Raw genomic sequence first — 26,955 nt, 5'->3', positions numbered from 1 at the left:
GAAATGAAATCCACGAAACTGTGAGAAAAAATCACATATGAGGCATCTTAAAGCATTTCATGTTTTTCATGTCGCCGCACATTCGATGAGTTATAGCGAAGCGGCAGAAAAGCTGAACATTACCCATGGTGCGGTGAGCAAACAGATCAAGGTGTTAGAAAGCCACTTGTCACAAACTCTGTTTTATAAGCAGGGTCGCAATGTGTGTTTGACCAAAGAGGGTGAGTTGCTTAAAGGCTACACAGAGCAAGCGTTTCAGGCGTTGGATACAGGCGTAACAAAGCTTAACCAACTGAACAACCACGCGCTCGAAGTGTCGTGCGAACCAACATTGACCATGCGCTGGTTGATGCCTCGTTTAGGCGATTTTTACGCCGAGTCGGGTATTGATGTTCGTTTGTCGACTGCTGGTGGGGCTGTGAATCTAGATGCGACAGGGCTCGATATGGCAATTCGACGGGATGATTTTAAGCTAACCGAAAGCTATAAACAGACACGATTAGTAGAAGAGTGGGTTGGTCCCGTTTGTTCTCCTGAATACTGGCAACAGATAAAGGACAACTTGGGAGATATAAAGCTATTACACAGCAGTACTCGACTGAATGCTTGGGCGCATTGGATGTCTATCACAAAAGACGCAGTAGACAGTGAGGTGTTATCGCAAGTAGCAATGAACCAAACATTCGCACACTTCTACTTTTGCTTTCAGGCGGCTGTTGATGGGTTAGGGATTGCACTTGGGTCTTACCCACTTGTCGCCGATGATATTGAAAGAGGCAACTTGATCGCTCCGTTTGGCTTTGTACCTTCTGGTCATCAGTACATATTGCTCACACAAGACAGCGATCAAGATGATTCAGGCCACTTGTTCGTAACTTGGCTGAAGAGTGAGCTGTCGCAGTGTGTTCCAGCTATTGAACCAACGCCTCCTAAAGGCAAAAGCTAATTGACTCTTGATGCCGAGTGTTTAGCAAGCTCATGGGGTGGCACACCGAACGCTTTCTTAAACGCATTGGTGAAGTTTGAAGGATGTTGATAGCCCGCTTCATAGGCCGCTTCGGTGATTGAAACTAAGCCTCGCTCTAAATGCAAACGTGCGATATCTAGGCGTCGGTGGCTAATATAGCCGTTGATGGTTAGGTTGTAAGACTGCTTAAAGCGGCGCTGTAAATTGGAGACACTCATTGAGAACCGACGCGCGATACTTTCAAGGCTGAGCGGCTGATCCAGGTTGATTTCAATGTAGCTGATGATGTCTTCTATCTTATTATCGAACCCTTTTTCGGCCTTAACTTGGCTATCGTTTTCAGCAAAACCACTGTTTTTATTCGTGCTATTTTGGCTAACGTTTATATTTTCAGTGGAGCACTCTTGGCAACATTGGAGCGGCATTTGAGACAAGGTTTGCGCCAGTAACTGTTGAATCAGTGTCTCGACCATAAGCTTGTCCTGAAAGTTGGTTGGTGTCGCTTGGCTTGTAAGCGTGCTAGCGAGTTGAATGATGTCGGGGTTGACCTGAATATCGTAACAAGCCTTATGCGTATCTAAGAATGACTTACTTGAACAGTGATCACTCAAACGAGTTTTAATCCATTGTGGCTTAACCAAGATATTGATCTTATTCATTTTGTTACCTTGAATTAAAGAACGTCTGAAGTTGGCTGGTTTGGCTAAGTTCACGACCACGCCTTGTGGTCCATTGCTGGCATCGAGGTCGAACTCTAAATCGTCGTAGCCAAAGATCAGCTTTCCTTCGAGAAGAATCGTAATCAAAATAGCGGAGTGGGCTGTAGATACGATATTACTGTCGACCAATTCAATACAGCGGCCACCATGCACAAAAATCTGATCATTGTATTGGTAAGAAAGAAATTTCCCCTCAGCGAGTGAAGTCTGCTTAGTTTGACCTTGTGTCACGATGATCTGTTTTTCAGTCTGTTCTAGCTTTTTGGTGAGAGCAACCTTCTTGGTAAATGTAGACTTTTTGGCTATCACATTCGCTTTCGCCACAGCCGTTTCGGCAAGTTTAGTTTGCTCTGACGTTACTTCACCCATTTGACCTTTCCTCATAACAGCTATGCGTTTTCGCATAAGCAAATCATCTGTGCATTTATAAATTACAACCCTATCATATTTGCGAATTATTATCATTTACATCTAGGATTGAATTTATGGAAAGCCCAGTCAGCTCAACAATCAAGCTTTCAGCCCTCTGTATTGCCATAGCCAGTGCGGTTAGCAGCCCTGTTATAGCAGAAGAGAACACATCGCACTTTGACGAAGTGGTGGTGTGGGGAACGAAGGTATCTAGTAACACCGAATCGATCATTGCCGACGATATGTCACTTAAGCAAGCTGACCATATGTCTGATCTACTACGTGAGATTCCGGGTGTTGATGTCGGCGGCACGCACTCGGTGAACCAAAGGATTACGATTCGTGGCTTGAGCGAAACGGACCTCGATATTCGACTTGATGGCGCATCTCAGCACGCCAACATGTTCCACCATATTGGCAACCTCACGCTTAACCCAGACATTTTGAAATCGGCCGATATCCAAGTAGGTAACAACTCAGTCACGCAAAATGGACTCGGTGGCTCTGTGTTGTTTGAAACTAAAGATGCAAAAGACCTGCTTCGTTACGACGAAAGATTCGGAGCTCGTGTCTATGGCGGTTATGCCACTAACGCAAGTCAGCAAGGCTCTTTAACTGTGTATGGCTTATTATCGGATAACGTTGATGCCATGCTCTATAGCCACTACATGAGCCGTGATAACTTTGAAGATGGTGACGGCAATGAGACCTTTGGTTCAGAAGGGGATGTATATAACATTCTTGGTAAAATTGGCTTTGAACCGAGCGACTTGCACCGATTTGAACTCGCTTATGATCTCTACCGCGATAGCGGTGATTATAGTCCACGCCCGGATATGTCGGGTGGCGCGAATGAAGGTCTTTCTAACGATATTCTAATCCCGACCGATTACGATCGTGACACCGTCACTGCAAGCTATGAGCTACGTGGCGATATTCATCAAGGTGACGTGACGCTTTACAACACTCAAACTGAAATTAAGCGTGATGAAACTGTTATGGCACCACGCTGGCCATCGAAGCGTTTGTCTAAAAACACGGCAAAGAATCAGAACTTTGGCGTGAATGCTAAGTTCCAATCGGACTATCGTTTGATGTCGTTTGATAATGTTGCGACTTACGGTTTTGATTACATGGACAAGTCATCAAGCAGTTATTACGGCAGCAGTAAGTTTATGGATGAGTCGGCCATTTCTACCGCGCTTTTTGTTGAAGACCAGTTCTACTTTACTCAAGCCTTTTCGATCACAGCGGGTATTCGCTTTGATGATTATCAGCGTAAAGCAGAGACAGGAAATGACGATTTCGATGATGTAACTTGGTCTCTAGCGACGCAATGGGATATGACACAAGATTGGACGCTGTTTGCGAGCACACGTTCGTTATTTAAAGGCCCTGAGTTGATGGAGACCTTTATTGCGTATCAAGATGCCGCATACTTAGCGGATGATATCAAAGCTGAAACAGGGCAGAACACACAAGGTGGCGTGCGTTTCGACAAGCGTATTGATGATCACTTTGTTGGTGCGAACCTAACTGTATTCCAAACCAATATTGATGATTACATTGCAGAAGAGTACCAGCGTGCGAGCCAAAGTTACTTGATCTACAACTTAGGCGACGTGAAGATCAAAGGCTTTGAAGCAAGCTTGTCTTACGGCTACGAGATGTTTAACAGTAAACTTTCTTATGCACGTTCAGATACTAAAAACAAAGACACAGGCGGCGCTGTCGCGGGTGGAAATGGTCGCAGTATTGATATGGGCGATAGCATCACGTTGACTCTGGATTATCAGTCTGAAGCGCTTGAAACGATCTTTGGGTGGAACTCGATGTTTGTTAAAGACGAAGATAACGTATTTGATGGTCAGCCAATTAAAGAAGGGTACGATGTTCATAACCTTTATGCGCAATGGGTGCCATCAACGGTCGATGGCCTGTCTGTTACTTTTGGTATCGACAACGTGTTTGACGAGCAATACACCTCGCACGCATCTCGTTCAGGTACGGCGAGAGGTTTTACGCTAGATGACTATGAACCTGGCCGTAACTACAAGCTTTCTGCCGCGTATCAGTTCTAGGCACGAGGAACGAAATAGGTTCAGTTAGAGTGATAAACTAGCGGTCGTAGGAATCCGCGAAGTTTATTGCCCGAAACTGAAGCTATCCGTTTAAGCCACTCGTTGAAGTGAATAGTGGAAAGAAAAGCGCCTGTCGAGCAAGGAATCGACAGGCACTTTAGTTTTTATTACTAGAAAGGTTACATGGGCTTAATACAAATTACTCAATGGGCAGAGACAATACACCACCATTGAGCTCGACTTGTTTCAGCCACTCTTTTGGAATCGAACCGTCTTCTTCGTAGAAACAAGCTGCTAATACCGCGCCAATCACAATCGCACGCCCACAACTATCACCGCCACATAAAATGTTATCTCGAATACCTTGTTTAAAGCTTTGAGCACCTGCAATGATGCGAATCAGCAGTGGGAACGCGGCGCCTAATTCACAATGCAATCCAAATTTCTTTGCAGCCTCAGTGATTGAAAGTTCAGGCTCTGCCAATGCTTCATCGATTTGATCGTGTATAAACTTGCTGCAGGTCTGTCTTACCATCTCTACCGATTGTGATGGCGAATTACCTTGTATCGAGGCTTGAATCAGCAGGGTAATAGCCTGCGCCCACTCCACGGCTTTGTCGTTGTTATTAGTCACTCGAACCGCGCTTTCGACCATCGCTGGTAAGGTGTGAGAAGTATAAGTACAAGCCACTAATGGGATGATTTTTGAAATAGCAGGTAATTGCGTGTCATCAGCGCCACAGGCTGTGATGGGGGCATTGGCCAGTTCCAGTTGGTGTATGTTCAGCAAGCTCATGCGCGTTGCTTTATCTATGTAACCTTGCCAACTGCCGCCGAAATCAAACCAGAAGCGGAAATGCTTGATGTAACTTGCTTCATCGTAGTGTTGATTGTCGACTAGGCTATCGACCATCGCTAATAGTTGAGCGCCGTATTGTGATTGGTCGCCTGCGGATTTTCCTTGGTGAGCAAAATAGCCTTTATCTTGATAATCGGACTCGTTTGGTGAGCGAAACTCAGGCTCAAACCCCGCTACCTGTATGATCCTCTCTTGATCATATAACCAATGCAGCCCCATAGAGGCAGCGTCCCCCACTAATGCGCCTACAACGGCATAAAACGCTCTTTCTTTATGATTATCCATGTTGGTTTGACCTTTGAGAGAATCCGATGGGGTTTGGTATTCAAAGTATAGTGTTTAAATGAAGGGTTTGCTGTGTTTTAGGCGAGAGTTTTGAAACGATTAATCCTGATTGGTCAATGAGTTAAACCAATCAGGATAAGCTGATGAAAATTATAGGCTAGGGTAAGAAAGGTCACTGAAATGCTGCAGAAACAATAGGGTGACTAGGTGCAAATTAGCGGTTGAGATAAGCACTTGAGCGTTGCTCTATTTTTCTGAAAATACGCGAGAGAGTAAAACATAATGCGAAGTAAACCGCGCCAACAATCAGCCAGATTTCAAAGATCAAACCGGATGAGTTGGCCATCTCGGTGCCAACGAAGGTCATTTCTTGAATCGAAATCAGAGACACAATCGAGGTGTCTTTTACCAACGAAATTGCTTGGCCAGCCAAAGGTGGTGTAATCGCGGTTAATACCTGTGGGCCTATCACATATCGATATTTTGAGAAGACGGATAAACCAAGTGAGTCCGCCGCTTCCCATTGGCCTTTAGGAATGCTTTCCAAGCCAGCGCGAATCACTTCAGCGATATACGCCGAAGAGAGTAGACCAATACAGATAACCCCAGAAGCTAAGTTTTCCCAAAGGTTGGCTGGGCCAAATAGAAAGGCTTGCAGCTGGTTAATATCGCCATTGTGTTCACGTAGAAGGGTTTCTAAACCAAGCAAAGGAATCAGCTGGTTAGAGACAAAAAAGTAAAAGATAAACACAAAAACCAGTGGTGGAATATTTCGAACCAATTGGATGAAAAGCAGAGCTGGAGTCTTAAATAGAGCGATCTTAGAGTGTCTTGCGACCCCTAGCAGGGTACCGAAAGATAAGGCCAACACCATACTCCACAAACTTAAACGTAGTGTTGCGACTAGGCCTTGGAAGAAGTAAGGGATGCTACCTTGAGAAGGTGGAATGAAGATCAGCGTGAACGCGTCCTCCCATCGCCACTGATAGTTAATGCCGACAGCAGAGCGATAATAAAGCCAACCTGCAAACGCACAAATGATGGCAAATAACACACCATCCAAGAGATTGAGGCGTTGATACCAAGGCTTCATGTGAAGGTTGGGCTTGGGCGTTGATAATGCGCTAGTACTACTCACGTCATTCCTGTTTAAACAATGATTATTAATGTGTTGTGAGACTGGGCTATGAATTTATAGCTATCTCGGGTACTTCTTAAAAGGCAGTACCAGCAAGGTACTGCCTTGATTGGTTATTTAGCGTCTAATTAACCGTCGATTACTGACCTTGAGCAATCTGATCTTGCCAATCTAGAGTAGAGAACCAGTACTCGTAACGTTCTTTCAACCAACCGTCTTCAGTACGAGCTTTGATCCACTCGTTGAAGAACTCCGCTTTGTCCGTTTCACCTAGGCGAACAGCAAATGCTTCGTTACCTTTTGATAGACGCTCATCAAATGGAATGAATAGCGTGTCAGCGTTCTTGATTGCTTCGTGTTCTGGCTTAGGGCTAGAAGCGATAACCGCGTGTGCATTGCCGTTTAGTACTTCTTGGAACGCTTGAGCGTCGTCATCGAACTGAAGTACTTTCGCTTTCGGGAAGGTTTCACGAGCAACTTGAACTGTGAAGGCGCCACGACGAGCTGCAATTTTCACTCGACGAGAGTCGAAATCAGAAATCTTGCTGAAGCCTTCTGCTAGCTCTTTGTTAGCCGCCAGTTGAACACCAGAGTGAGAATATGGTTCAGTAAAAAGAACACTCTTAGCGCGCGCTTCAGTAATCGACATACCGCCAATGATTACGTCAAACTTATTCGATAATAGTGAAGGGATAATGCCATCCCATGCTGTCGGTACAAATTCAACTTTCCAGCCTGAATCCTCAGCAAGGCGTTTTGCAACATCGATTTCAAAGCCGACAAGATCGCCTTGTTTGTTACGCATTGCCCAAGGAACAAAAGTCGACATGCCAACACGTAGAGAGCCACGCTCGTTGATTTTGTCTAAGTTAGGCGTTTCAGACGCAAGTGCAGGCAAACTTACGGCAAGCGCAAGTAAAGCAGTGATAGCGGTTTTAAATAGCTTCATGCTGATAAATCCTTATTGTGTTCGCCAGTTAGCTCCGAGCTTATGCTCAAGCCAAGCTGCAACGGCAGAAAGTGAAAGTGTAAGTGCAAGATAAATGATTGCCACAGAGAACCAGATCTCAAATGGCATCGCAGTTTCAGAAACAATGTTTCTGGCCTCGGTTGTTAGGTCGAAAATAGCCATGACACTCACAATCGAAGAGTTTTTGATAAGGGAGATCACTTCGTTGGTCAGAGGTGGCAACGTGCGTTGTACCACTTGAGGAAGAATCACATCCCAATAAGTATAGGTCTTTGATAAACCCAAAGATTGAGCGGCTTCAAACTGTCCTTTAGAAATACTATTTAACCCGGCACGAAATATCTCAGCGGTGTATGCCCCTTGGAAAAGTGCCAAAGCTAAAACAGCCGTGCTAAAGCGATCCAGCCCGATTACAGGGCCGAATACAAAATAGAGCAGGTAAATTTGTACCAACAATGGTGTATTACGAATCAATTCCACATAGCTGGTGGCGAGGGTGCGACCGACAATTGAATTGGAATTACGTAATAGGGCAGTGGTTAAGCCAATCACCAGCGTTGCAACTAAAGAAATCAGAGAGATATTGATGGTAACGAGTAGTCCTTCCATCAATTCTGCAGGCCACCATTCACCATCTTCATAGAAAGCGATGTAGTCAGGTACTCGATCCCATTGCCAGCTGTATCCCATCGCCTGAGCACCAGAATCGAGGATCCAAACAACGGCTGCCGCAAGCACTACAATTTGTACCAAGGCAGAGAGGGCGGGTTTCACTATTTTCAGTAGCATCAGTAAGTCAGAATCTGATTTAGGAACGCTTGAGTACGCTCGTGTTGAGGATTTTCGAACAGACTCTGTGGTGTATTTGATTCTACGATCTGTCCTCCGTCCATAAAGATGACTCGGTCGGCAACGCGTTTTGCAAAGCCCATTTCGTGTGTCACGCACACCATGGTAATGCCTTCACTTGCCAGTTCGACCATTACATCAAGCACTTCATTGATCATTTCCGGATCAAGTGCTGATGTCGGTTCATCGAATAGCAGTAGTTCGGGCTTCATGCAAAGAGAGCGCGCAATTGCCACACGTTGTTGTTGGCCGCCTGAAAGTTGAGCCGGGTACTTATTCGCTTGCTCTGCGATGTGTACACACTCGAGATAATGCATGGCGGTTTTCTCTGCTTCTTCTTTGCTTTTTTTGAGCGTACGAATAGGAGACAGAGTCAAGTTTTCGAGCACAGTAAGATGGGGGAATAAATGGAAGTGCTGAAACACCATTCCAACTTGGCCTGGTGTGTTGAACTTGCAGGGAAGCGACTGTTCTAACACGGAAAGTTCGCCACTTTCGAACGGTTCTAGCTGATTGATACAGCGGATAAGAGTGGATTTACCAGAACCAGATGGTCCGCAAATCACCACAATCTCTCCCTGTTCAATATTTAGATCGATATCTTTTAGGGCATGAAAATCACCATACCACTTGTTAAGTGACTTAAACTTAACCATTTCCTTAAGATTGTTCAAATCGTTGTTCATACCTAGTAAAGAGACAGGTTTACCTTAACAATATAGAAATATGATTGCACATAAAATTAGGCACTTATGAGAATTTAATAGCATCTTGTAGGGCAAATAAAAAGCAGCGTCGGATGAGGACGCTGCTTGTGGGTATACGCAAGGTCAAAGAATTTGGTTCAGTTTCGCTGCATAAATTTTTAAATTATCGCGATTTTATTTAGAAACCTGATTTCTTTGCTTTAATTTTAACCGTTAATGGATCGCAGACTCTAGAATCTCGCGAGTTTTCTCTAGTGTAATCGCTTGGTTCTCGCCAAGTTGTAAATAGCCATGTGATTCTAGTTGTGCAACCACGTTGTCGATAGCTTTTGCTTTATCCGCCTCGTAGCCATCAAACATAGTCGCTACATCTAGGCTGTGGTAGAAGGCTTCGATAGCATCGATAGTGCGCTCTGCTAAATCTGCGCCAGTTTCTAGGCCAAATACGTTACGACCCATCTGTTCTAGCTTATTGCGCTTCGCTTCAATCTGGTTACGAAGTAGTGAAGGTTGAACGATAGCTAGAGAACGTGCGTGGTCGACATGCCATAATGCAGTGAATTCATGACCAATCATGTGCGTTGCCCAATCTTGAGGAACACCAGTACCAATAAGACCGTTTAGCGCTTGGTTAGCTGTCCACATTAGGTTTGCACGCCATGCGTCGTTGTCACGCTCGTCGTATTGTTTACCCAGTACAAGAAGGTTTTTCAGCAATGTTTCTGCGTAGCCGTCTTGAACCATCGCGTTAGCAGGCATAGTGATGTATTGCTCACAGACGTGAACCCAAGCATCAACCAGACCATTCACCAATTGGCGCTCTGGTAGAGACTTCATTACATCTGGGTCCATAACTGCAAACTTAGGCTGTACCGCAGGGTTTAGGAAAGCCAGCTTCTCTTGAGTTGCTTTACGAGTGATTACTGCGCCCATGTTTGATTCAGAGCCTGTAGCAGGAAGCGTCAGTACCGCACCGATTGGCGTCGCTTCGGTTACTTGGTGCTTACCTGTTAGGATGTCCCAACCGTCACCGTCGTATTTCGCTGCTGCTGCAACATATTTCGAACCATCGATTACCGAACCACCGCCAACAGCGATAATGAATTCTACGTTTTCTTCTTTAACGATAGCGACTGCTTTGTCTAATGTTTCTTTAGTTGGGTTTGCTTCAACACCAGAAAACTCAATCCAAGCGTGATCTTTAAGAGATGCGACTACTTGGTCGTAAACACCGTTGCTTTTGATTGAACCGCCACCGTAGATGACAAGTACTTTCTTTGAAGTATCAACGGCTTGGCTGATAGCGTTGATTTGGCCTTGGCCGAAGTGGATAACAGTAGGGTTAACATAGGTAAATTGCATCGTCAGTTCCTTGTGTAAAGCTAAAATTTTTATTTTGTTGTAGTGCTTAATTTCTATATTTGCATATTAGTACACGGAATTAGGGTGGTGAAGGTCAATTTCTCCAAACTAATTGCCTATTTCTACATAATTGATATTCTCTTTGGGCTTTTGTGCAAACTAACATCAACCTTTGAATGGAACACCACCTGTTATGAATACACTCGCTCAGTTACTGCAATCTTACGTTGAACTCAAAGGTTGGGATGATCTTGAAGGGATCAGAGAAACAGAGATAGAGGGCGTATGGTTGTATCGCAGTAGTGGTGGGAATCAGCGCCAACCATTCACTTACCAGTCAGGTATCATCATGCTTGGACAGGGTAAAAAGAATATCTACATAGGCGACAGGCCAGTAACTTACGCGGCAGGTGATTACCTTGTGGTGGGGGTGCCAATGCCATTGGAGTGTGAAGCTTTACCAGTTGATGGTGAGCCGTTACTGGGTTTGTCGATCAACATTGATTCTCAGCGTTTGCACAGCTTAGTGAAAAAGCTCGAAGAGCAAGGTTTTCTGGAGAGTTATTGTAACAAGCACAAACAGAATTCGAGTGGCTTAGAGTCCACTCGAATGGAAACGGCGATGCTAGAGAGTTTCACTCGGTTGGCGAAGACACTGCATTGCGATATCGAAGCCAACATCTTGGGTGACGCAATGGTGACGGAGATTGTTTATCGCGCTTTGACAGGCTCTGAGGGCCGCGTACTGTTTGATTTAGCCCATCATGATGGCCATTACGCACGCGTCGCCAAAGCATTGTCTAAAGTGCATGAAGAGTATGATCAAACCATTACTGTTCAGTCGCTAGCTGACGAAGCGAACATGAGTGTGTCTGCTTTTCATAATGCTTTCCGCAACGTCACTTTCGAATCACCGCTCCAATACTTGAAGAAGGTTCGGCTTAACAAAGCCAAGGAGCTAATCCAGTTAGAAGGCCTACGTATCAGTGATGCCGCACGCCGAGTTGGTTATTCTAGTCCATCTCAATTCAGCCGAGAATTTAAACGTCATTTCAATACTACTCCACGAGCTGTTTAGTGTTCCTTTATACGAATGGCTGGGAAAGTGCTCTCTGTCTGATAGGTTGTTAAATATTTAGTTGGAAACGTCGGAGTTAATATGGATAAAGATAGACTTGAACTTGTTCAGAGTATCATAGAGCGCGCTCTATGGTTGGGCAGCGAAAATCTAAAACATCATGGTTGGTGTATTACTTCAGACCTTATAGAAGACGAGCTATATATGTTCGTACGCGAAAGTGGATTAACTGATCTTGAGGCGATAGAAATACTTTTAAAGGAAAGGTTCGATTCTCTAATTTTGATTGAACTGGAAAGAGAAACTGAGTTAATAGTTTCACCTTACAGTGATATGTTGAAAGAATGCATTAAGGCTTTTGAGTTAGGCTTTTATAATGTTTGTATACCTAGTTTGTTTAGTATTATTGAAACATCCCTTATGTATCTTGCCAATAGAGGTGACTACAAAAGTCTTCGCTACGTGACAGGGATAAGGAGAAGAGTTAATTCAGAGCACTGCCAATACTCCCTAAGATATAAGCTAAACGATATTGCAAACGTTACGGAAGCTTTATTTTCTAAGGTGGATTTTGATAGTAATGAGTACGATAGCTTGTTAAATCGGCATGTATCAGTTCACGGTCGTAGGGAGACAGCGTATACCAAAACAGACTGCCTCAAACTGTTTTTGCTCTTATCATCTATCAAATCTTGCTATTCAAATTAAAAATAACTCACGAGCATGGCGTCAATAGTCAAACGTTGACGGCATCTTCACACAAAAAAGTCACTTAAAATAATTAGTTAACCAGCCTAAAAATTTATGCATGGAAATAAGGCGGTAACTTCTAAAAAACATTGGTTAAGGGTCTTTTAGTGTGAACAAGCTAACAAACACGAACTAAATTTAAAAACTTACCCATTATATTACGTGGGAAAGTATTCAATATAATTGGATATACTTGAAAACAGTTAGGGGTGAGTAGTCCTCAAACCTAATTTACGTGGATAATTAGTCTTTTGATGACTAATTATCCCATAAGTCATTGAATATTATTCGAGTGATAGTCTGATGGGTATCACGTTCAATCTAAGTTTATTCACCTAACATGGCGCTACTTTAATTATTCATTCCAATACGATTGTTCAATATAAATACGTATTCTTATTTTATTAAAAGGATCACACCAATGAGTAGCGATATCATTAAAATTTCAAGAAATACTGAAAATGCACCATTAAATAATGTATCTACACAAACCGTTGCTTTTTCTCATTACAATAATTTCTCTGCTCAATTACCCATTGACCCTAAGACAGGTCAAATAGTCATCGGTGATATTAAAGATCAAGCAACGCAATGTTTGAATAATATTAAAGCGATTGTTGAAAGTATCGACCATGTAATGGATGACGTGGTGAAAATTAATATCTTCGTTAAGAAAATTTCCGATATGGAAGCTATCGATGAAGTTTATAAGGGCTTCTTTAGTAATAGCCTTCCGACACGCACAGTAGTTGGTGTTGCAGCTCTGCCAATGAGCGATGCGCTAGTTCAAATGGACGCGCTTATTTCAAACGGTGAAGGTACAACGCCACAGGCTCCATGTGCGTTAGTTAAGGTATCAAGAAACACGGATAAAGTCCCTCAGAGTGCTTTGTCTATTCAGACTGCTGCTTTTTCTCACTACAATAATCTTTCAGCTCAATTACCGATTGATGTGAACATCGGTGAGTTGGTTTCAGGTGGTATCACAGAGCAAACAACGCAATGTTTAGCAAACATTAAAATGATTCTGGAAAGCATTGGTCATGTTATGAATGATGTGGTGAAAACCACGATTTATCTAAAAGATATCCAAGATGCAGAGAAGGTAAACGAAGCTTGTGCCAAGTTCTTCCCAAGTTATGTTCCAGCGCGAACGATTGTACAGGCATCTGAATTACCCATGGGCGCTTTAGTCCAAATCGATACCTCAGTTTCACATGGCGATGGCACACCACCACAATTACCAGAAGATACTTGCTTACTGGTTATTGAAGCAAATAATACGGTTGAAGCACCTTTTATGCCTTATTCGCACACCGTTGCTTTCTCGCACTACAATCATATTTCAGGTCAACTTCCTGTAGATCCGAAAACTCATGAAGTGGTTGCTGGTGGTATTAAAGAGCAAGCTGAACAGTGTCTTAAGAATATTAAGGCGATCATTGAAAGTGTTGATCATTGCATGGACGATACGGTGAAAGTTAATATTCAACTTAAAGATATTTCAGATCTTGATGCGGTGAACGAGGTCTACACTACATTCTTTAGTGCTGACTTACCGGCAAGAACGGTGGTTGGGGTTTCGCAGATTCCTATGAGTGCATTAATTCAAATTGATGCCGTCGTATCTAACTGCGAAGGTACACCCCCACAAGGTGTTGTTGCTTAAGCATAGTTGCACACATCGATAACAACGTTGATATTTAAGCTCTAGTTCCTAACTTGGAATTAGAGCTGATTCAGTTTGAAGGCCTGCGAATAAGCGACGTTGCATGCCGAATCAATGACTCCAATTCATCTCAATTTAGGTGCGAATGTAAGCGCCACCTCAATACATCACCACGAGCGGTGTAATGTTTCCTATCAGCAATGAAGGTTGTTAAACATGCGGCACTTCATATAGTGCAATCTTGCGCATACTTTTTGATTGACCGAGAAATATAAATTTTATAAATACCTGTTATTGAAGTAGTAAGATTCTGTAGGAGGTTCATTTGCTCGATTTGTTAAAGAAAGTTGTGCTTATCAATTTAATGGCTGCAATGGTCGTTTTTGTGCTGTCGCAGTTTTTTCCTTTCTTTGCTTCTACTCGACTCGTCGACTTCTTATTTTTTGTCGTTATTGTCATTTCGATTTTGGCAAAACTTCTGTGGGAGGGAGGCGTTCATAGCAAAACAACGCGCTTAGATGATCCTATTACAGACAAAGTCTACAAAATGGTCGACGGGCACGATTTTGCTAAAGACCAACAAGAACACTATCGAATGAATTATCAAACGGGCTTAGTGTTATTCATTGCTGGCTTACCGGCGTTTATTACGTGCTTTGTTCTGCAATTCTTTTAAGTACGGGTAAGAGGTAGTTATGGAAGAATATTTAGAACTGGACGTGATGACATTGGAGTCAATTTCAAAAGAAGCGGGCTTTCCAATAGATAGAGATGTGTATTTAGCATCTCATGCCCAATCGATGGAACAAGGACTGCTTGTCGAATATCGGCGACATAATAAGCTAATTGGCTACACGACGTTAAGTGATTTAGGCGATGGCAGCTGGTTTGTCCCTATGTTTGTGGTACACCCAGACTATAGAAGTAAAGCCGCTTTTCTTGCTCTATTTCGTGGCATTGTAAACATACTGAAAGATCGTGATTCAAGGGTATTAGTAAGCAATGTTTTACGCTTAAATGAACTGTCGGTGCAGTTTCATAAGCGATTAGGATTTGAAGTAACACGTGAGAATCACTTAGGCTATGAGTTTACTCTAGCGTTGACGCCTGAAGTAAAAAGAAAATGGTCTAATTTCGTCGCTGTTACCTAGGGGTCATAAATAATTGTGGATCGAGTTTGACCTCAAGTATGTGGTGGTTAATATCACCTTTCTATGAATCGCCTCACTATTAACGCTTCTCATCTTTCGAGAGTAATCAACAAGGGCATGTATTATGTACAAAGTCGGAATCGTATTATTTGATGACTTCACAGATGTAGACTTCTTCTTGATGTATGACTTATTAGGAAGAACGACGGACTCTTGGGAGGTTAAGGTTCTTGGAACTAAGCCTGAGCATCGTTCACATTTGGGTATGACGGTGAAAACCGATGGCCATTTGAGTGAAGTAGCGCAGCAAGATGTAGTGCTGATAACAAGTGGTTATCGCGGTATTCCTGCTGCATTGAAAGAGCCAGAGTTCATGAACTCATTACAGCTGGATCCGAGCGAGCAGTTAATCGGGTCGATTTGCGCGGGATCTTTTGTGTTACACGAACTGGGTTTACTTAAAGGTAAGAGGCTTACAACAAACCCGCATGCCAAACCAACATTAGAAGCGATGGGGGGAGACGTCCAAGATCTGCCTTTAGTTATTGAAGGCAACATTGCTACGGCTGGTGGATGTCTTTCTCTGGTCTACTTAATTGGTTGGATGGCTGAACGATTATTTGATTCTAACAAACGTAGAGCGATTCAAAATCAACTCATCCCCGCAGGGCAGTTAGATCTCTTCGAAGATCTTATCTCGGGAACCATCCAGTCTGCAGAGGCTGATAACTTACACAATAAATCACTAAAAGCTGAGCTGCTGGACGCAATGGTTTGAATCATAGTCACGGTATTCCTACAAAAAGCGTTTAGCGAGAGAACGAAAACAAGTGTATGCCATTTAGAATTATTTTAATGCTATGCCTAGCTCTGACGGGCTGCGCGTCCAATGAAGCTTTACAACCGGACCCAACAAGTATCACGTTGTTTTATGGCGAGACATCGATCTCCGCAGGCGTATTAGAAGACAAAACATTTAATTCAGTACTCGCCGATAGAGCTGAAAGTGTCACTTTTTCGGGTTTAGTACGAAAGCAAGACTCTGGTTACTTGGTCGATATGCTTGTGATTCGAGAAACGAAAGAGCCACGCTCGACTCGACAATTAAACACGTCAATTCATATGAAAACTGGAGAGTTAGTGGATGTGGGTGGCGTGAACAACGACATTTTTAGGGTGATTTTGGAATAGTGTTATCAGCCTTTAGTTAAGCGAGAGGTTATGCAGCAGAATATTACCACGGAACGATTAATCTTAAGGCCATTTCGATTGAGTGATAGCGAGCGCGTTGCTGAACTTGCGGGTGAGAAAGTGATAGCTGATATGACGGCTAATATTCCTCATCCATATGAAGCAAGTATGGCGACTGATTGGATTAACACGCACGAGTCTTTCTTTAATGAAGGAAAAGGTGTGGTGTACGCGATAACTCTTAAAGCAAACGACGAGATTATCGGTGCAGTTAGCTTTCCTAGTTTGCAAGATGGTGTTGGTATTCTTGGTTATTGGCTTGGTGTTCCGTTTTGGGGGCAGGGTATAGCCTATGAAGCCTCATTGGCGTTAGTGGAATACAGCAAAGCTCATTTGGGGCTCACAGAACTGAAAGTGATGCACTTGTCTGAAAACAAACGCTCAGAGTCAGTTATACGAAAGCTCGGTGTAAAGTTTGTTGAGAAGCAGGTGCGTAAAGTCCATGGTAGAGATCGTGAACTATACCTGTATCACTCTTTACTTTAGTTTTCTTATATATCGTATCCATTTCTACATTTACAAAAATTAAATGGTCTAGCGAAATAAATAGTTCAATTATCTAAAATTTCGCTTTACCTCAACCTAACTTCAAGTCTTAAGCTTCTTTTACTTATTCATAAGGAGCTTATTATGCAAAGTAATTACGTTAAGGAACTCTCCGTTAAAACTTACCAAGAAGCGATTGAGAGAGAGGTCGTTAAATCAAAAGTTCGACCATTTCATGCACCGAGTTTTTTCAGTGGTGCCTTGTTATCTATGGCGGTAATGGGATTGTTTTCGGTCATGCCAATACTTTGAGTGATGGTTGACTCCCATCATCCTAGATAGAAACACAGAGAGTTCGAAATCTGAAAAAAAACAGTACTTTAAGGGAGCCTTGTAGAGTTACTTATGGATATATCTATACACTTACTTCAACCAAGTGATGTTGGTCCTCTTTTCGAATTTGAAGTCGAAAATAGAGAGTGGTTTAATCAATTTGTTCCTGCTAGGGATGACAGTTTCTATTCTGATTCAGGGGTTGCCGAGCAAATTGCGCTCTTCCTGAAGGAATACCAAAATGGTGAGTTGATCCCAATGCTAATTAAGGACGCTAACGGCGTCATTTGTGGAAGAATCAACGTTCGCGATATCAGCAAAAATGGTGAAAACGGGGAGCTCGGCTATCGGGTTGGTCGAGCTTTTGGTTCTAAAGGTGTCGCCTCTAATGCGGTCAGAAAGCTGCTAATCTACTTGTCTAAGCACTCATCCCTAAAATATATTGATGCTTATGCATTAGTAGGTAATGTCGGTTCAAATAAAGTACTAACAAATACGGGCTTCGACCTCGTTGATTGTGTCCCAAATTACGCAGTATTCAAGGGAAAGCAACAGGATGCCAACTATTACCGCAAGGCAATATCCGTATAAGTGGGCATTTGATATCTATTATTTTTCCTATAATCAATGAGATAATAGGCTCGGAAAGATGAGCTCACACCATTGTGGTGCGAAACAATACAGAGATCAGTTTATGAACATTGTGACAGTCTATAGTGGTAATCAGCAGGTATACGCGAATTTATATCAGGGCTATGCGGCTGAGTTTTCAAAGATTATCGGAGACAAACCAGACGAGTATGGCTTGTTTGAGATTTACCCGACGCTTGGTGATGCCGTAACGGGTTATTTACTCTACATTGATGGCGTTCCTGCTGCATTAACTGCCATTGAAACCAAAGCGCCAAACGAGTTTGAGATTTGTGATTTCTATGTGGTGCCTTATTTTCGAAAAAATAAAGTAGGGAAACAGTTTATCTCTGAACTGTTTGAACACCTAAAAGGCAGTTGGGAGATTAAACAAGTACTGGGCGCAGATCATGCTGTTAAGTTCTGGAGAGAAGTCGTTAATGACTACACCTCAGGTAATTATGTGGAAGACCAGTACCAAGACGAAAAGTGGGGTTTGGTAACAAGACAATGCTTCAATCATGATGGGATTGCCAAGTAAAACCTTATATATCAGAAGCTGGCGGGGTCCTTCTAGCCAGCTTCGGGCCTGTCTATTTTAAGGTTTAAGGTGTCCTCTAGATTTAGGGTAACCTTATTGCTTTATCGTTACTTTTGAGGTTTATTGCGTTCGATTACACTGATCGCGATTGCTAAAAATAGAATATCTTTCACTAAGAAGAAGTTAGTGACCAAAATACCATCCGATACTTTCCAAGCGTTTGGCGTGGTAATTAGAAAGCTCAGTGTCACAACAAAGATAGCCGCCGAAGCAATGCCAGAATAAAACGCGACTTGCGGTTTCTTAAACCCAATCATCAGCCCTAGGGCGACAATGATTTCAGCACCACCAACCATATTAGACACGGCTTGGACTGAGAATAAGTTGTAAAGCCAACTCATTGCTGGGTGATTGGCAATTAAAGGCTCAATCAACATCGCCTCGGTAGGCGTAAACTTATAAATTCCAATCCAAGCTAACACCAACGCGACACCTATCACGCCAAGGTTGTATCCGAAGTTGATTTGTTTTAAATCATAGGTTTGAACATGCATAAAAGTACTCCATTAATAAGTTCTACACATGACCGCACTAGTGCAAAATTAATTTCACTGTGAGAGTATTACTCCTGCTTATGAATCATTGCGATTTGTATTTTAATGTTATATGTATCAATGGTTTATTTGAAGAAAATGAAATGATAGTTTTTATTAAGAGCTTAATACGACGGTACAAGGAGATAAGTTATCAACGCACTTATATATGATGTATTTAGTGGAGAGTCGGCGAAAGGGAACCCTTGTGGGGTTGTTGAATTAGAGCAATGGTTAGCAGATTCAGAGCTACTAGAAATAACACATCAACTAGCACAGCCTATTACTGCTTTTGTGAAGAAATCGGGAAGTCAGTTTGACATCCGTTGGTTTGGATTAGATGGTGAGATAAACCTGTGTGGTCATGGTAGTTTGGGTGCTGGTACTGATTTGATTGAGCGGTATAAGTTTGAAGAGGTTACGCTAAACAGTGATTACGGACAGGTCGTGATTTCTAGAAAAGACGGCCTATCTCGATTGGAACTGCCAAGCTGGAATGGTAAACCTTACGTTCAGTGGAGCGATGCTCCAATTGATTTGTCGGCTTTGAATCAGCCCGTTGTCGATGTATTCTCGACAAGAGATTTAGTGTTAGTGTTGGATTCAGAGGAAGCAGTAAGGAATTTTACTCCTGATTTTGAACAGTATAGAAAAATCAATGATTTACATGCTGTTATGGTGACCGCTCAAAGCTCGGATGACGGTTATGTACTTCGTTATTTTGCACCGAAGATCGGCATTTCAGAGGATTTAGCAACCGGATCTGCGCAATGTTCACTGGCCCCATATTGGTTCGATAAGCTAGGAAAAGACAAACTCTCAGTTCGTCAGCTTTCGAGTGCTGGTGGTTATTTTGAAGTCGAGAAGGGAGCCAACTCTTCGATTGTCGTCTCTGCTAGAGTTGAATGCCGTCAGTGAAAGTGTGTTGAGCCTATGACCAATACCGCGAACTAATTTTTGTTATCAATATTAAGGATTTGGATTAGATTACTCTGATGTAGATCCCAACAATAAAAAGAGAATAGCGAGTGAAGATTCATAGAATTAACCCGACCAAGCGTTGGTCTGATGTGACTGTTTTTAATGGTATTGCAAGCTTTGTTGAAGTTGCTGAATCGGACACATCTGCGGGCATTAAGAGTCAGGTCCAACAAATTTTTGAGCAAGCTGAAGAGATGATGAGCCTGGTAGATAGCGATAAATCTCGCGTATTGTCGGTCACTATTTACCTAACGGATTTTGCTAACTTTGATGCACTCAATGAAGTGTGGGAAGCATGGTTCCCTGAAGGCTGTGCACCGAGCCGTGCATGTGTGAAAGCTGAACTGGCAAACCCTGAACTGTTGGTTGAAATGTCATTCATGGTTGCTGCTGGGGAAAAGTTTCAATAAACCGACATACAGATAGATAAAACAAAGCCACTCAGGTGATTCACTTGAGTGGCTTTTTTGTTCGAAACACGAAACCGAGGTTAGTCGGCTTTGTGATTAAGCGATGCCTTGCTCTTTTGCCATCTGTGTCGCGATCTTAGGAGCATGCCATAGACATGGCAGTAAGATGAATGACACAGGAACGGCGGTAATCACAATGAATGACTGCAGAGCAGAAATACCACCAGAGCCCATTGAGATAAGCGCAATGGCTACAGCACCCATGATGATGCCCCAGAAGGTGCGTACTGCTGCGTTTGGCTCTGTTGTGCCTGTCATAACCACACTGATGGTGTAGGTCATTGAGTCACCTGTTGTTACGATGAACGTGGTGGTCAGGATAAGGAACAGAATTGCAATCAGAGTCGGGAATGGCAGTTGCGCAGTAATAGCAAGTAATACCGCAGGAAGATTGAAGCCTTCGAACGCACTAGAAATCACGCCAGGATTTTCTAATTCAAACGCTAAACCACTACCACCAACGATGCTGAACCAGAAACAGGTTACTAGCGGAGCAACGATGCTGATAGACACGATCATTTGGCGAATTGTTCGGCCACGTGAGATGCGAGCAATAAAGATTGCCATCATTGGGCCATAACCTAAGAACCAACCCCAGAAGAATACCGTCCAACCACCTAGCCACGCTGTATCTTGTCGGTAAAGCGCCATTGGGATGAAGTTATCGATCATTTCACCCATGCCTTGCAAGTAGCCATCAACGATGAAGCTTGTTGGACCCACAAGAAGGATGTAGCCGATCAGGCATACAGACAAGATGATGTTGTAACGGCTAACCAGTTGAATGCCTTTGTTCACGCCGCTCAATGCAGATAGGGTGTACATGGCGATGGCGAATAGAATGACGATGCTCTGCGTAGCAAAGCTATCTGAGATACCAAACAGTTCACTTAGCGCATAACTGATTTGAAGACCTAAGAAACCAATTGGGCCGATAGTGCCTGCTGCAACAGCAACAATACTACATGCGTCGACTACGTTACCAATCCAGCTATTGATCGCTTTGTCGCCCAGTAGCGGGTAAAGCAGAGTACGAGGTTTAAGAGGGAGCCCTTTGTCGTAGTGTAGGTGCATCAGTACGATAGAGGATAAGCCACCTAAGATTGCCCAAGCAAGAAATCCCCAGTGCATGAAAGACTGAGATAGGGCGTTGAATGCCATTGCTTGAGGATCAGCGTTGCCGTATAGAGGCGGAGCAGAAACGAAGTGAGCAATAGGTTCTGCTGCTGCCCAAAATACACCACCGCCTGCGAGCAGCGTACATAGGACAATCGACATCCATTTGAAGGTAGTCATTTCTGGAAGGGCAAGTTTACCCAAACGAACGTGACCAGTGCGTCCTAGTGCGAGCACTAAGCCGATGATGAAGTTGAGTAGTAACAGAACCTGCCAAAAAGCACCGAACCATTTAGTTGAGTAACTAAAGCCGATGTTTACAAGTTCTGACAACACCGAGGTGTTGGTGAAGGCAAGAATGACAAAGAGAGTTAAAAAGCTCCCACTTAGCCAAAATACTGGATTTCCAAGCTCCAGTTTTTCACCCAAAGATTGGGCTTTAGTGAAGTTAATAGAAGTAGATTCTGCGTTGATGTTTTCGTTGGCGACTTGCGTCAAGTTGGACATTATTTCTTCGCTATATTTGGCTCTTTCAAGCCTATGTATTTCTCCCACACTTGCATTGGAAATGTGAGGTTCGTCAAAAAAGCCGCGATACTATCACAGTTGTTAAGAAAAAGTGGGCGAATTTAGAAAAGAAATCGGTTCTATGGCTCAATCACTCCCTTTTGGTTAGTTTTAAGACGAAATTTCAGAATGAATGAATAAAGTCGATATGAATAGAGTTTTGTAATTAATGAGGTGAATTAGGCGATATTTTTTAGCGTCCCGAAATAAATTTAATATTAGTTGTTCGTGCAAAATAAGTGTCGACTCATTGCATGCTATAAACAAATTAATGCGAGTCATTTTATAAATATCGAATATTTTAGGTGTTAAATTGGCACTGTTACCTACAGTTGTTTTGCGAAGAGATTTAAGTGGTGAGAAATATGACACTTAAATTAAGCATATTGAAACAATAACTTAAGGGACAGCTAACATGCACCTAAACCAAGGAAGAGTGGCCAATAAGGTTTTTACACTCAGTACTCTCACCGCGTCATGCTTAATGGCGTTCAATAGCTACGCGGCTGTTGATTGTTCAACGTTAGAAGCGTGGGATTCTGCCACGGTATACACCGGTGGTGATCAGGTTTCACATGACGGCAGCGCGTACTCAGCGAATTACTGGAATCAAAACAACAACCCGAGCCAATTTGAAGGTGACTATGCACAATGGAAAAAGATTGATGTGTGTAGCGGCGGTGGAGACGGTGGGACGCCAAATGAAGCGCCAACCGCTTCGTTAACAGCACCTACCGTGTCAGATGTGATCGTTGAGGGCGATAATGTCGTCTTAAGTGCTACGGCACTTGATGCTGATGGTAGCGTTGCTTCAGTAGAATTTTTTGTCGATGGTACTTCCGTCGCAGTAGTAACAGCAGCACCATTTGAAGCGACTTGGGCTGCAACGTCGGGCAACCATCAGGTTTCTGTTGTAGCAACAGACAATGAAGGTGCAGCAAGTGTAGCAAGCGCGGTATCTGTTTCTGTCGATTCACTGCAACCTGGCAATGAGGCGCCAACGGTATCAGTTGCACTTTCAGCGGCTTCTGTAGATGTAGGTAGCGTGGTAACACTTACGGCAACGGCTGCAGACAGTGATGGTACGGTTGATAAAGTCGATTTTTATGTGGCAGGTTCTTTAGTTGGTACGGCTGCAACAAGCCCGTATACGCTTGACTACACAACCACTCAAGCAGGTACTTTGTCTGTTTACGCCAAAGCGACCGACGATCAAGGCGCAACAACGGATTCAGCCTTGGCTTCTTTAAAGGTGAATGGTGCTCCAACGGTGAGTACATGTCGTCCTGATGGCTTGTATCAAACGCAAGGTGTCGATGTTCCTTACTGTACAATTTACGATGATGAAGGCCGTGAGAAAATGGGCGCGGATCACCCTCGTCGTGTGATTGGTTACTTCACCAGCTGGCGTGCAGGAGACGACCCGCAAGCGGCTTACCTGGTTAATGATATTCCTTGGGAACAACTTACACATATTAACTATGCGTTTGTGAGCATCGGTTCGGATGGCAAAGTGAACGTTGGTGACGTAAACGATCCAAATAATGCTGCTGTAGGTAAAGAGTGGCCGGGTGTAGAAGTCGACCCTGCATTAGGATTCAAAGGTCACTTTGGTGCGCTGGCAACCGCGAAGGAAAAACATGGTGTTAAAACGCTAATCTCAATTGGTGGTTGGGCTGAAACGGGCGGTCACTTCGTGACTGACGGAAGCCGAGTTGCTGATGGTGGCTTCTATACTATGACGACCAATGCTGATGGATCTATCAACCACCAAGGCATTGAAACATTCGCGACTTCAGCGGTAGAAATGCTACGTAAATATCAATTCGATGGCCTAGATATTGATTATGAGTACCCAACGTCAATGGCCGGTGCGGGTAACCCATACGACAAAGACTTCATGGAACCGCGTCGTGAGTACCTATGGGCCTCATACCAAGTGCTGATGAAAGTACTGCGTGAGAAGCTTGATGTGGCGTCTGCTGAAGATGGCAATCACTACATGTTAACTATCGCGGCACCTTCTTCTGGTTACCTGTTGCGCGGTATGGAAACATTCGATGTCACTCAATATCTTGATTACGTGAACATCATGTCTTACGACCTTCACGGCGCTTGGAACGACCACGTTGGCCATAACGCAGCCTTGTTTGATACAGGTAAAGATTCAGAACTAGCGCAGTGGAATGTATACGACACAGCGGCTTATGGTGGCATCGGCTACCTGAACACGGATTGGGCTTACCATTACTTCCGCGGTTCAATGCCAGCAGGTCGTATTAACATCGGCGTTCCATATTACACGCGTGGTTGGCAGGGCGTAACAGGTGGTGAAAATGGTCTTTGGGGCCGAGCTGCACTGCCTAATCAATCTGAATGTGCCGCTGGTACAGGTGAAGGTGAGAAGAATAACTGTGGTCACGGTGCGATTGGTATCGATAACATGTGGCATGATACCGACCCTAAAGGAAACGAAATGGGCGCAGGTTCGAACCCAATGTGGCATGCGAAGAACCTAGAGAAAGGTATTTGGGGTTCTTATGCGGACGCCTACAAGCTAGATCCTGTAAATGATCCAACGGATGTTCTAAGGGGTACTTACACGCGTAACTACGACAGCGTGGCGGTTGCACCTTGGCTATGGAATGCTGAAAAAGGCGTGTTCCTTTCTACGGAAGATAAAGAGTCTATCAACGTGAAAGCGGACTACGTTATCGACAAAGAAATCGGCGGCATCATGTTCTGGGAACTGGCTGGCGACTACAACTGTTATGTACTTGATGCAAGTGGCAACCGAACAACGGTTGATACCACAGAGCAAGCGTGTAACAGCGGTAACGGTGAGTTCCACATGGGTAACACAATGACTAAAGCTATCTACGATAAGTTTAACTCGGCAACGCCATATGGAAACAAAGTCGCGACAGGCGCAATTCCTACTGAAGCATTAGACATCGCAGTATCGGTGGGTGGCTTCAAAGTCGGTGACCAAAACTACCCAATTAATCCTAAGATCACGTTTACCAACAATACGGGGCAAGCACTGCCTGGCGGTACTGAGTTCCAGTTCGACATTCCAGTATCTGCACCAGACAACGCGAAAGATCAATCTGGTGGTGGTTTGACTGTGATTGCTTCGGGTCATACTCGTGCGGATAACATCGGTGGATTAGACGGTACTATGCACCGTGTGGCCTTTACATTACCTGCATGGAAAGAACTGCCTGCTGGTGGTGTGTATGAGTTGGACATGGTGTATTACTTACCAATTTCAGGTCCTGCAAACTATGCCGTTAACGTAGGTGGTGTTGATTATGCCTTTAGCTTTGAGCAGCCAGATTTACCTTTAGGTGATATCAGCTCTGGTGGTGATAACCCTGGCGACGGTGGCACAAACCCTGGTACGTGTGATACTGCAGGTTTAACTGTGTACCCAGATCTGCCTCAGAAAGACTGGGCCGGTAACCCAAGCCATGCTAATACGGGGGACCAAGTGGTTCACAACGGCAGTATTTACCAAGCTAACTGGTGGACAAGTTCTGAGCCGGGCAGTGACGGTAGCTGGACCAAAGTGTGTTCATAGTATTGATTTGTTGATAGAGGTGAGAGCTTTCTAGCTTAGCCTCCTTAAACAAACCACTTAACGTAGAGTTAAACGCCGAACTCAATCCTGTTCGGCGTTTTTTTATTCATGGTCTTACTATGTTTTACGCCTGCTACGTCTGAACGGTGAAAAAGTAGAAGGTAGTGAGCGTGTAGAGGAATAACAGATATAAAAAAGCCCAAATAGATCGCTCTATTTGGGCTTTTTCAGAATAGTTTGAAATCGCTAGTCGCTAAATTAAGCTTTTGCTTCTTTCATCGCTTCCGCTTTTTTTTCCTTTTGCATTTTTGCAAGGAAGTAGATGTTTACACATGCGATGAAGCCGTTGGTTGCAACCACTGGCCAAGCGTCAATCATAACGCCGTATGCTGTGAAGAGTGCACAGCCAATAAAGTTAAGGACACGCAGGCGAACGATATCTTTCATTGTTAATGAAATTGCGACCATAATAGACGCAGCGTAACCTAAAATCTCAACCATATTGAATTCCATTGTTTGACCCTCTTAAATTTGCCGATACTTTGTCGGTACCAATTCTTCTCTTCATGAGATGATTGAGGAAGCTCCGTGCCTCGAATGGTCTGGTTATGTTTAACGGGGTAGACTATACCAACTCCGTTTTTGTGATTAAACCCCCAAAATAGGTAGAAGTGAAGGTTAGCGATTACGCAAACGTTTAATGCATTTTTGCTTAACATAATTACCGTTTATGTTGGTGGTTGAATTGATAGTTATTGATATATAGGTAAAGGCTCTAACCATGATAAAACGATCCATTTGTGCAACAAAAAGCATAAAGACCGCTGTGCTTGTGACCTTGATGAGCATTGGGCTGACGGCATGTACGACCCAAGAGCAACTGCCTGTGCATGATTATGGTGTCGTTACTAGCGGTGACTTCGAGTTTATGAAAAATGGCGTCACGACTTATTCATGGCACCTACAATCAGAACAGGTATATCTCTCTAAGAAATACAATGAAACCGTCGTGACTGACATGGTACGTGATGCGATTGAAGAGCAGTTAACTGAAAAAGGGTACCGCTTAGAGCAAGTTGGGGGTGTTGGTGACGTGGTGGTTGGCTTTGGCCTAGCCGAAGAGTCAGAGCTGAATGACAATTCCATTTTCGATGCGGTTCAGCTCTCTACAGGTGTTTCATTCTATGATCGAAAGGGAAAACTCGCCGAAAAAGGCTCTCTATACATTGTGTTTTCAGTGCCAAATTCTCAGGTGATCCAGTGGCGAGCGCTAGCGCAAACGGGTATTCAGGCCGATCTTGAAGCAAGTGAGAGCAAAGAGCGAATTTCTGGTTTTGTGGAGATGCTATTTAGACAAATGCCAGAGAGATAAATAGCAAATACTAAGTTGGGGTAGTATTTGCTTGGT

At 43.6% G+C, this 26,955-nt stretch carries 27 protein-coding genes and 1 pseudogene; 18 read left to right on the top strand and 10 right to left on the bottom strand.

The window, feature by feature from the left end; all coding sequences use genetic code 11:
- The first annotated feature begins 37 nt into the window (after positions 1-37).
- The gene (locus JC606_RS02500; RefSeq protein WP_137408688.1) at positions 38-946 is read left to right on the top strand and encodes a LysR family transcriptional regulator; all 909 of its coding nucleotides are present in this window, start codon (positions 38-40) and stop codon (positions 944-946) included.
- Here JC606_RS02500 and JC606_RS02495 read toward each other — a convergent pair.
- A complete protein-coding gene (locus tag JC606_RS02495) occupies positions 943-2,151 on the bottom strand; it encodes a helix-turn-helix domain-containing protein (RefSeq protein WP_198777797.1) in 1,209 nt (402 codons plus the stop codon). The two genes, JC606_RS02500 and JC606_RS02495, sit on opposite strands and share 4 nt — an antisense overlap.
- A gap of 20 nt (positions 2,152-2,171) precedes the next feature.
- On the opposite strand from JC606_RS02495, the gene JC606_RS02490 reads away from it, so the two are divergent.
- Positions 2,172-4,178 carry a TonB-dependent siderophore receptor gene (locus JC606_RS02490; protein ID WP_198777796.1) on the top strand — a complete coding sequence of 669 codons (2,007 nt, stop codon included), beginning with the start codon at positions 2,172-2,174 and terminating at the stop codon, positions 4,176-4,178.
- Positions 4,179-4,377: 199 nt separating this feature from the next.
- Here JC606_RS02490 and JC606_RS02485 read toward each other — a convergent pair whose 3' ends face one another.
- The 6 genes from JC606_RS02485 to JC606_RS02460 all read right to left on the bottom strand — a co-directional run bounded on the left by JC606_RS02485 (position 4,378) and on the right by JC606_RS02460 (position 10,348).
- Positions 4,378-5,322 carry an ADP-ribosylglycohydrolase family protein gene (locus tag JC606_RS02485; RefSeq protein ID WP_198777794.1) on the bottom strand — a complete coding sequence of 315 codons (945 nt, stop codon included), beginning with the start codon at positions 5,320-5,322 and terminating at the stop codon, positions 4,378-4,380.
- A 214-nt stretch (positions 5,323-5,536) separates the two neighbouring features.
- The gene (locus JC606_RS02480; RefSeq protein WP_004737313.1) at positions 5,537-6,460 is read right to left on the bottom strand and encodes an amino acid ABC transporter permease; all 924 of its coding nucleotides are present in this window, start codon (positions 6,458-6,460) and stop codon (positions 5,537-5,539) included.
- Between the two features lie 139 nt (positions 6,461-6,599).
- Positions 6,600-7,409, bottom strand: a complete 810-nt coding sequence (locus JC606_RS02475; RefSeq protein ID WP_102424765.1) for a transporter substrate-binding domain-containing protein — start codon at positions 7,407-7,409, stop codon at positions 6,600-6,602.
- A gap of 12 nt (positions 7,410-7,421) precedes the next feature.
- Positions 7,422-8,219: an amino acid ABC transporter permease gene (locus JC606_RS02470; RefSeq protein ID WP_102424764.1), complete on the bottom strand. Its 798-nt coding sequence runs from the start codon at positions 8,217-8,219 to the stop codon at positions 7,422-7,424.
- On the bottom strand, positions 8,219-8,965 hold the full coding sequence (locus JC606_RS02465) for an amino acid ABC transporter ATP-binding protein (RefSeq protein ID WP_269819883.1): 747 nt from the start codon (positions 8,963-8,965) through the stop codon (positions 8,219-8,221). Before JC606_RS02465 ends, JC606_RS02470 begins: the two co-directional genes overlap by 1 nt.
- A 234-nt stretch (positions 8,966-9,199) precedes the next feature.
- Entirely contained in the window at positions 9,200-10,348 is a 1,149-nt protein-coding gene (locus JC606_RS02460; protein ID WP_198777792.1) for an iron-containing alcohol dehydrogenase, read from the bottom strand.
- Between the two features lie 193 nt (positions 10,349-10,541).
- Here JC606_RS02460 and JC606_RS02455 point away from each other — a divergent pair, with 193 nt between their 5' ends.
- The 12 genes and pseudogenes from JC606_RS02455 to JC606_RS02405 all read left to right on the top strand — a co-directional run bounded on the left by JC606_RS02455 (position 10,542) and on the right by JC606_RS02405 (position 18,237).
- Complete coding sequence (locus tag JC606_RS02455; protein ID WP_105023580.1) at positions 10,542-11,426, top strand: AraC family transcriptional regulator; 885 nt, start codon at positions 10,542-10,544, stop codon at positions 11,424-11,426.
- A gap of 81 nt (positions 11,427-11,507) precedes the next feature.
- Complete coding sequence (locus JC606_RS02450; protein WP_198777790.1) at positions 11,508-12,134, top strand: hypothetical protein; 627 nt, start codon at positions 11,508-11,510, stop codon at positions 12,132-12,134.
- Positions 12,135-12,597: 463 nt separating this feature from the next.
- Positions 12,598-13,845 carry a RidA family protein gene (locus JC606_RS02445; RefSeq protein ID WP_198777788.1) on the top strand — a complete coding sequence of 416 codons (1,248 nt, stop codon included), beginning with the start codon at positions 12,598-12,600 and terminating at the stop codon, positions 13,843-13,845.
- 50 nt (positions 13,846-13,895) lie between these two features.
- Positions 13,896-14,030, top strand: a pseudogene (locus JC606_RS23305) (AraC family transcriptional regulator); the annotation flags it as partial.
- 140 nt (positions 14,031-14,170) lie between these two features.
- A complete protein-coding gene (locus tag JC606_RS02440) occupies positions 14,171-14,521 on the top strand; it encodes a hypothetical protein (protein WP_198777786.1) in 351 nt (116 codons plus the stop codon).
- A 19-nt stretch (positions 14,522-14,540) separates the two neighbouring features.
- Positions 14,541-14,996: a GNAT family N-acetyltransferase gene (locus JC606_RS02435; RefSeq protein ID WP_198777784.1), complete on the top strand. Its 456-nt coding sequence runs from the start codon at positions 14,541-14,543 to the stop codon at positions 14,994-14,996.
- Positions 14,997-15,120: 124 nt separating this feature from the next.
- The gene (locus JC606_RS02430; protein WP_198777782.1) at positions 15,121-15,774 is read left to right on the top strand and encodes a DJ-1/PfpI family protein; all 654 of its coding nucleotides are present in this window, start codon (positions 15,121-15,123) and stop codon (positions 15,772-15,774) included.
- Between the two features lie 56 nt (positions 15,775-15,830).
- Complete coding sequence (locus tag JC606_RS02425; RefSeq protein WP_137408313.1) at positions 15,831-16,187, top strand: hypothetical protein; 357 nt, start codon at positions 15,831-15,833, stop codon at positions 16,185-16,187.
- Positions 16,188-16,217: 30 nt separating this feature from the next.
- Positions 16,218-16,733, top strand: a complete 516-nt coding sequence (locus JC606_RS02420) for a GNAT family N-acetyltransferase (protein ID WP_137408314.1) — start codon at positions 16,218-16,220, stop codon at positions 16,731-16,733.
- A gap of 144 nt (positions 16,734-16,877) precedes the next feature.
- Complete coding sequence (locus JC606_RS02415) at positions 16,878-17,045, top strand: hypothetical protein (RefSeq protein ID WP_170222463.1); 168 nt, start codon at positions 16,878-16,880, stop codon at positions 17,043-17,045.
- Between the two features lie 93 nt (positions 17,046-17,138).
- Positions 17,139-17,657: a GNAT family N-acetyltransferase gene (locus JC606_RS02410; protein ID WP_137408315.1), complete on the top strand. Its 519-nt coding sequence runs from the start codon at positions 17,139-17,141 to the stop codon at positions 17,655-17,657.
- A 103-nt stretch (positions 17,658-17,760) separates the two neighbouring features.
- Positions 17,761-18,237, top strand: coding sequence for a GNAT family N-acetyltransferase (locus tag JC606_RS02405; RefSeq protein WP_004737327.1), 477 nt, complete (start codon positions 17,761-17,763; stop codon positions 18,235-18,237).
- A 107-nt stretch (positions 18,238-18,344) separates the two neighbouring features.
- Here JC606_RS02405 and JC606_RS02400 read toward each other — a convergent pair whose 3' ends face one another.
- Positions 18,345-18,791, bottom strand: coding sequence for a DUF417 family protein (locus JC606_RS02400; RefSeq protein WP_198777780.1), 447 nt, complete (start codon positions 18,789-18,791; stop codon positions 18,345-18,347).
- 192 nt (positions 18,792-18,983) lie between these two features.
- On the opposite strand from JC606_RS02400, the gene JC606_RS02395 reads away from it, so the two are divergent.
- Together JC606_RS02395 and JC606_RS02390 are read left to right on the top strand one after the other, a co-directional pair.
- On the top strand, positions 18,984-19,748 hold the full coding sequence (locus JC606_RS02395; protein WP_332873229.1) for a PhzF family phenazine biosynthesis protein: 765 nt from the start codon (positions 18,984-18,986) through the stop codon (positions 19,746-19,748).
- A 110-nt stretch (positions 19,749-19,858) separates the two neighbouring features.
- A complete protein-coding gene (locus JC606_RS02390) occupies positions 19,859-20,221 on the top strand; it encodes a RidA family protein (protein ID WP_004737330.1) in 363 nt (120 codons plus the stop codon).
- 96 nt (positions 20,222-20,317) lie between these two features.
- Here JC606_RS02390 and JC606_RS02385 read toward each other — a convergent pair whose 3' ends face one another.
- Complete coding sequence (locus JC606_RS02385) at positions 20,318-21,904, bottom strand: BCCT family transporter (protein WP_137408318.1); 1,587 nt, start codon at positions 21,902-21,904, stop codon at positions 20,318-20,320.
- A gap of 475 nt (positions 21,905-22,379) precedes the next feature.
- On the opposite strand from JC606_RS02385, the gene JC606_RS02380 reads away from it, so the two are divergent.
- Positions 22,380-25,547: a chitinase C-terminal domain-containing protein gene (locus JC606_RS02380; protein WP_198777779.1), complete on the top strand. Its 3,168-nt coding sequence runs from the start codon at positions 22,380-22,382 to the stop codon at positions 25,545-25,547.
- 258 nt (positions 25,548-25,805) lie between these two features.
- Here the strand turns inward: JC606_RS02380 and JC606_RS02375 are convergent, their stop codons facing one another.
- On the bottom strand, positions 25,806-26,060 hold the full coding sequence (locus tag JC606_RS02375; protein WP_008219360.1) for a YgjV family protein: 255 nt from the start codon (positions 26,058-26,060) through the stop codon (positions 25,806-25,808).
- 268 nt (positions 26,061-26,328) lie between these two features.
- Here JC606_RS02375 and JC606_RS02370 point away from each other — a divergent pair, with 268 nt between their 5' ends.
- Positions 26,329-26,919 (top strand): DUF4136 domain-containing protein, encoded by a 591-nt coding sequence (locus JC606_RS02370; protein WP_198777777.1) that lies wholly within the window; start codon positions 26,329-26,331, stop codon positions 26,917-26,919.
- Positions 26,920-26,955 lie beyond the last annotated feature (36 nt).

Origin of the sequence: Vibrio sp. IB15 (assembly GCF_016406055.1) — a bacterium.
GTDB classification, from domain to species: domain Bacteria; phylum Pseudomonadota; class Gammaproteobacteria; order Enterobacterales; family Vibrionaceae; genus Vibrio; species Vibrio chagasii.
The sequence above is the reverse complement of the archived record's forward strand: the minus strand, read 5'-3'. Positions and strand labels throughout refer to the sequence as shown.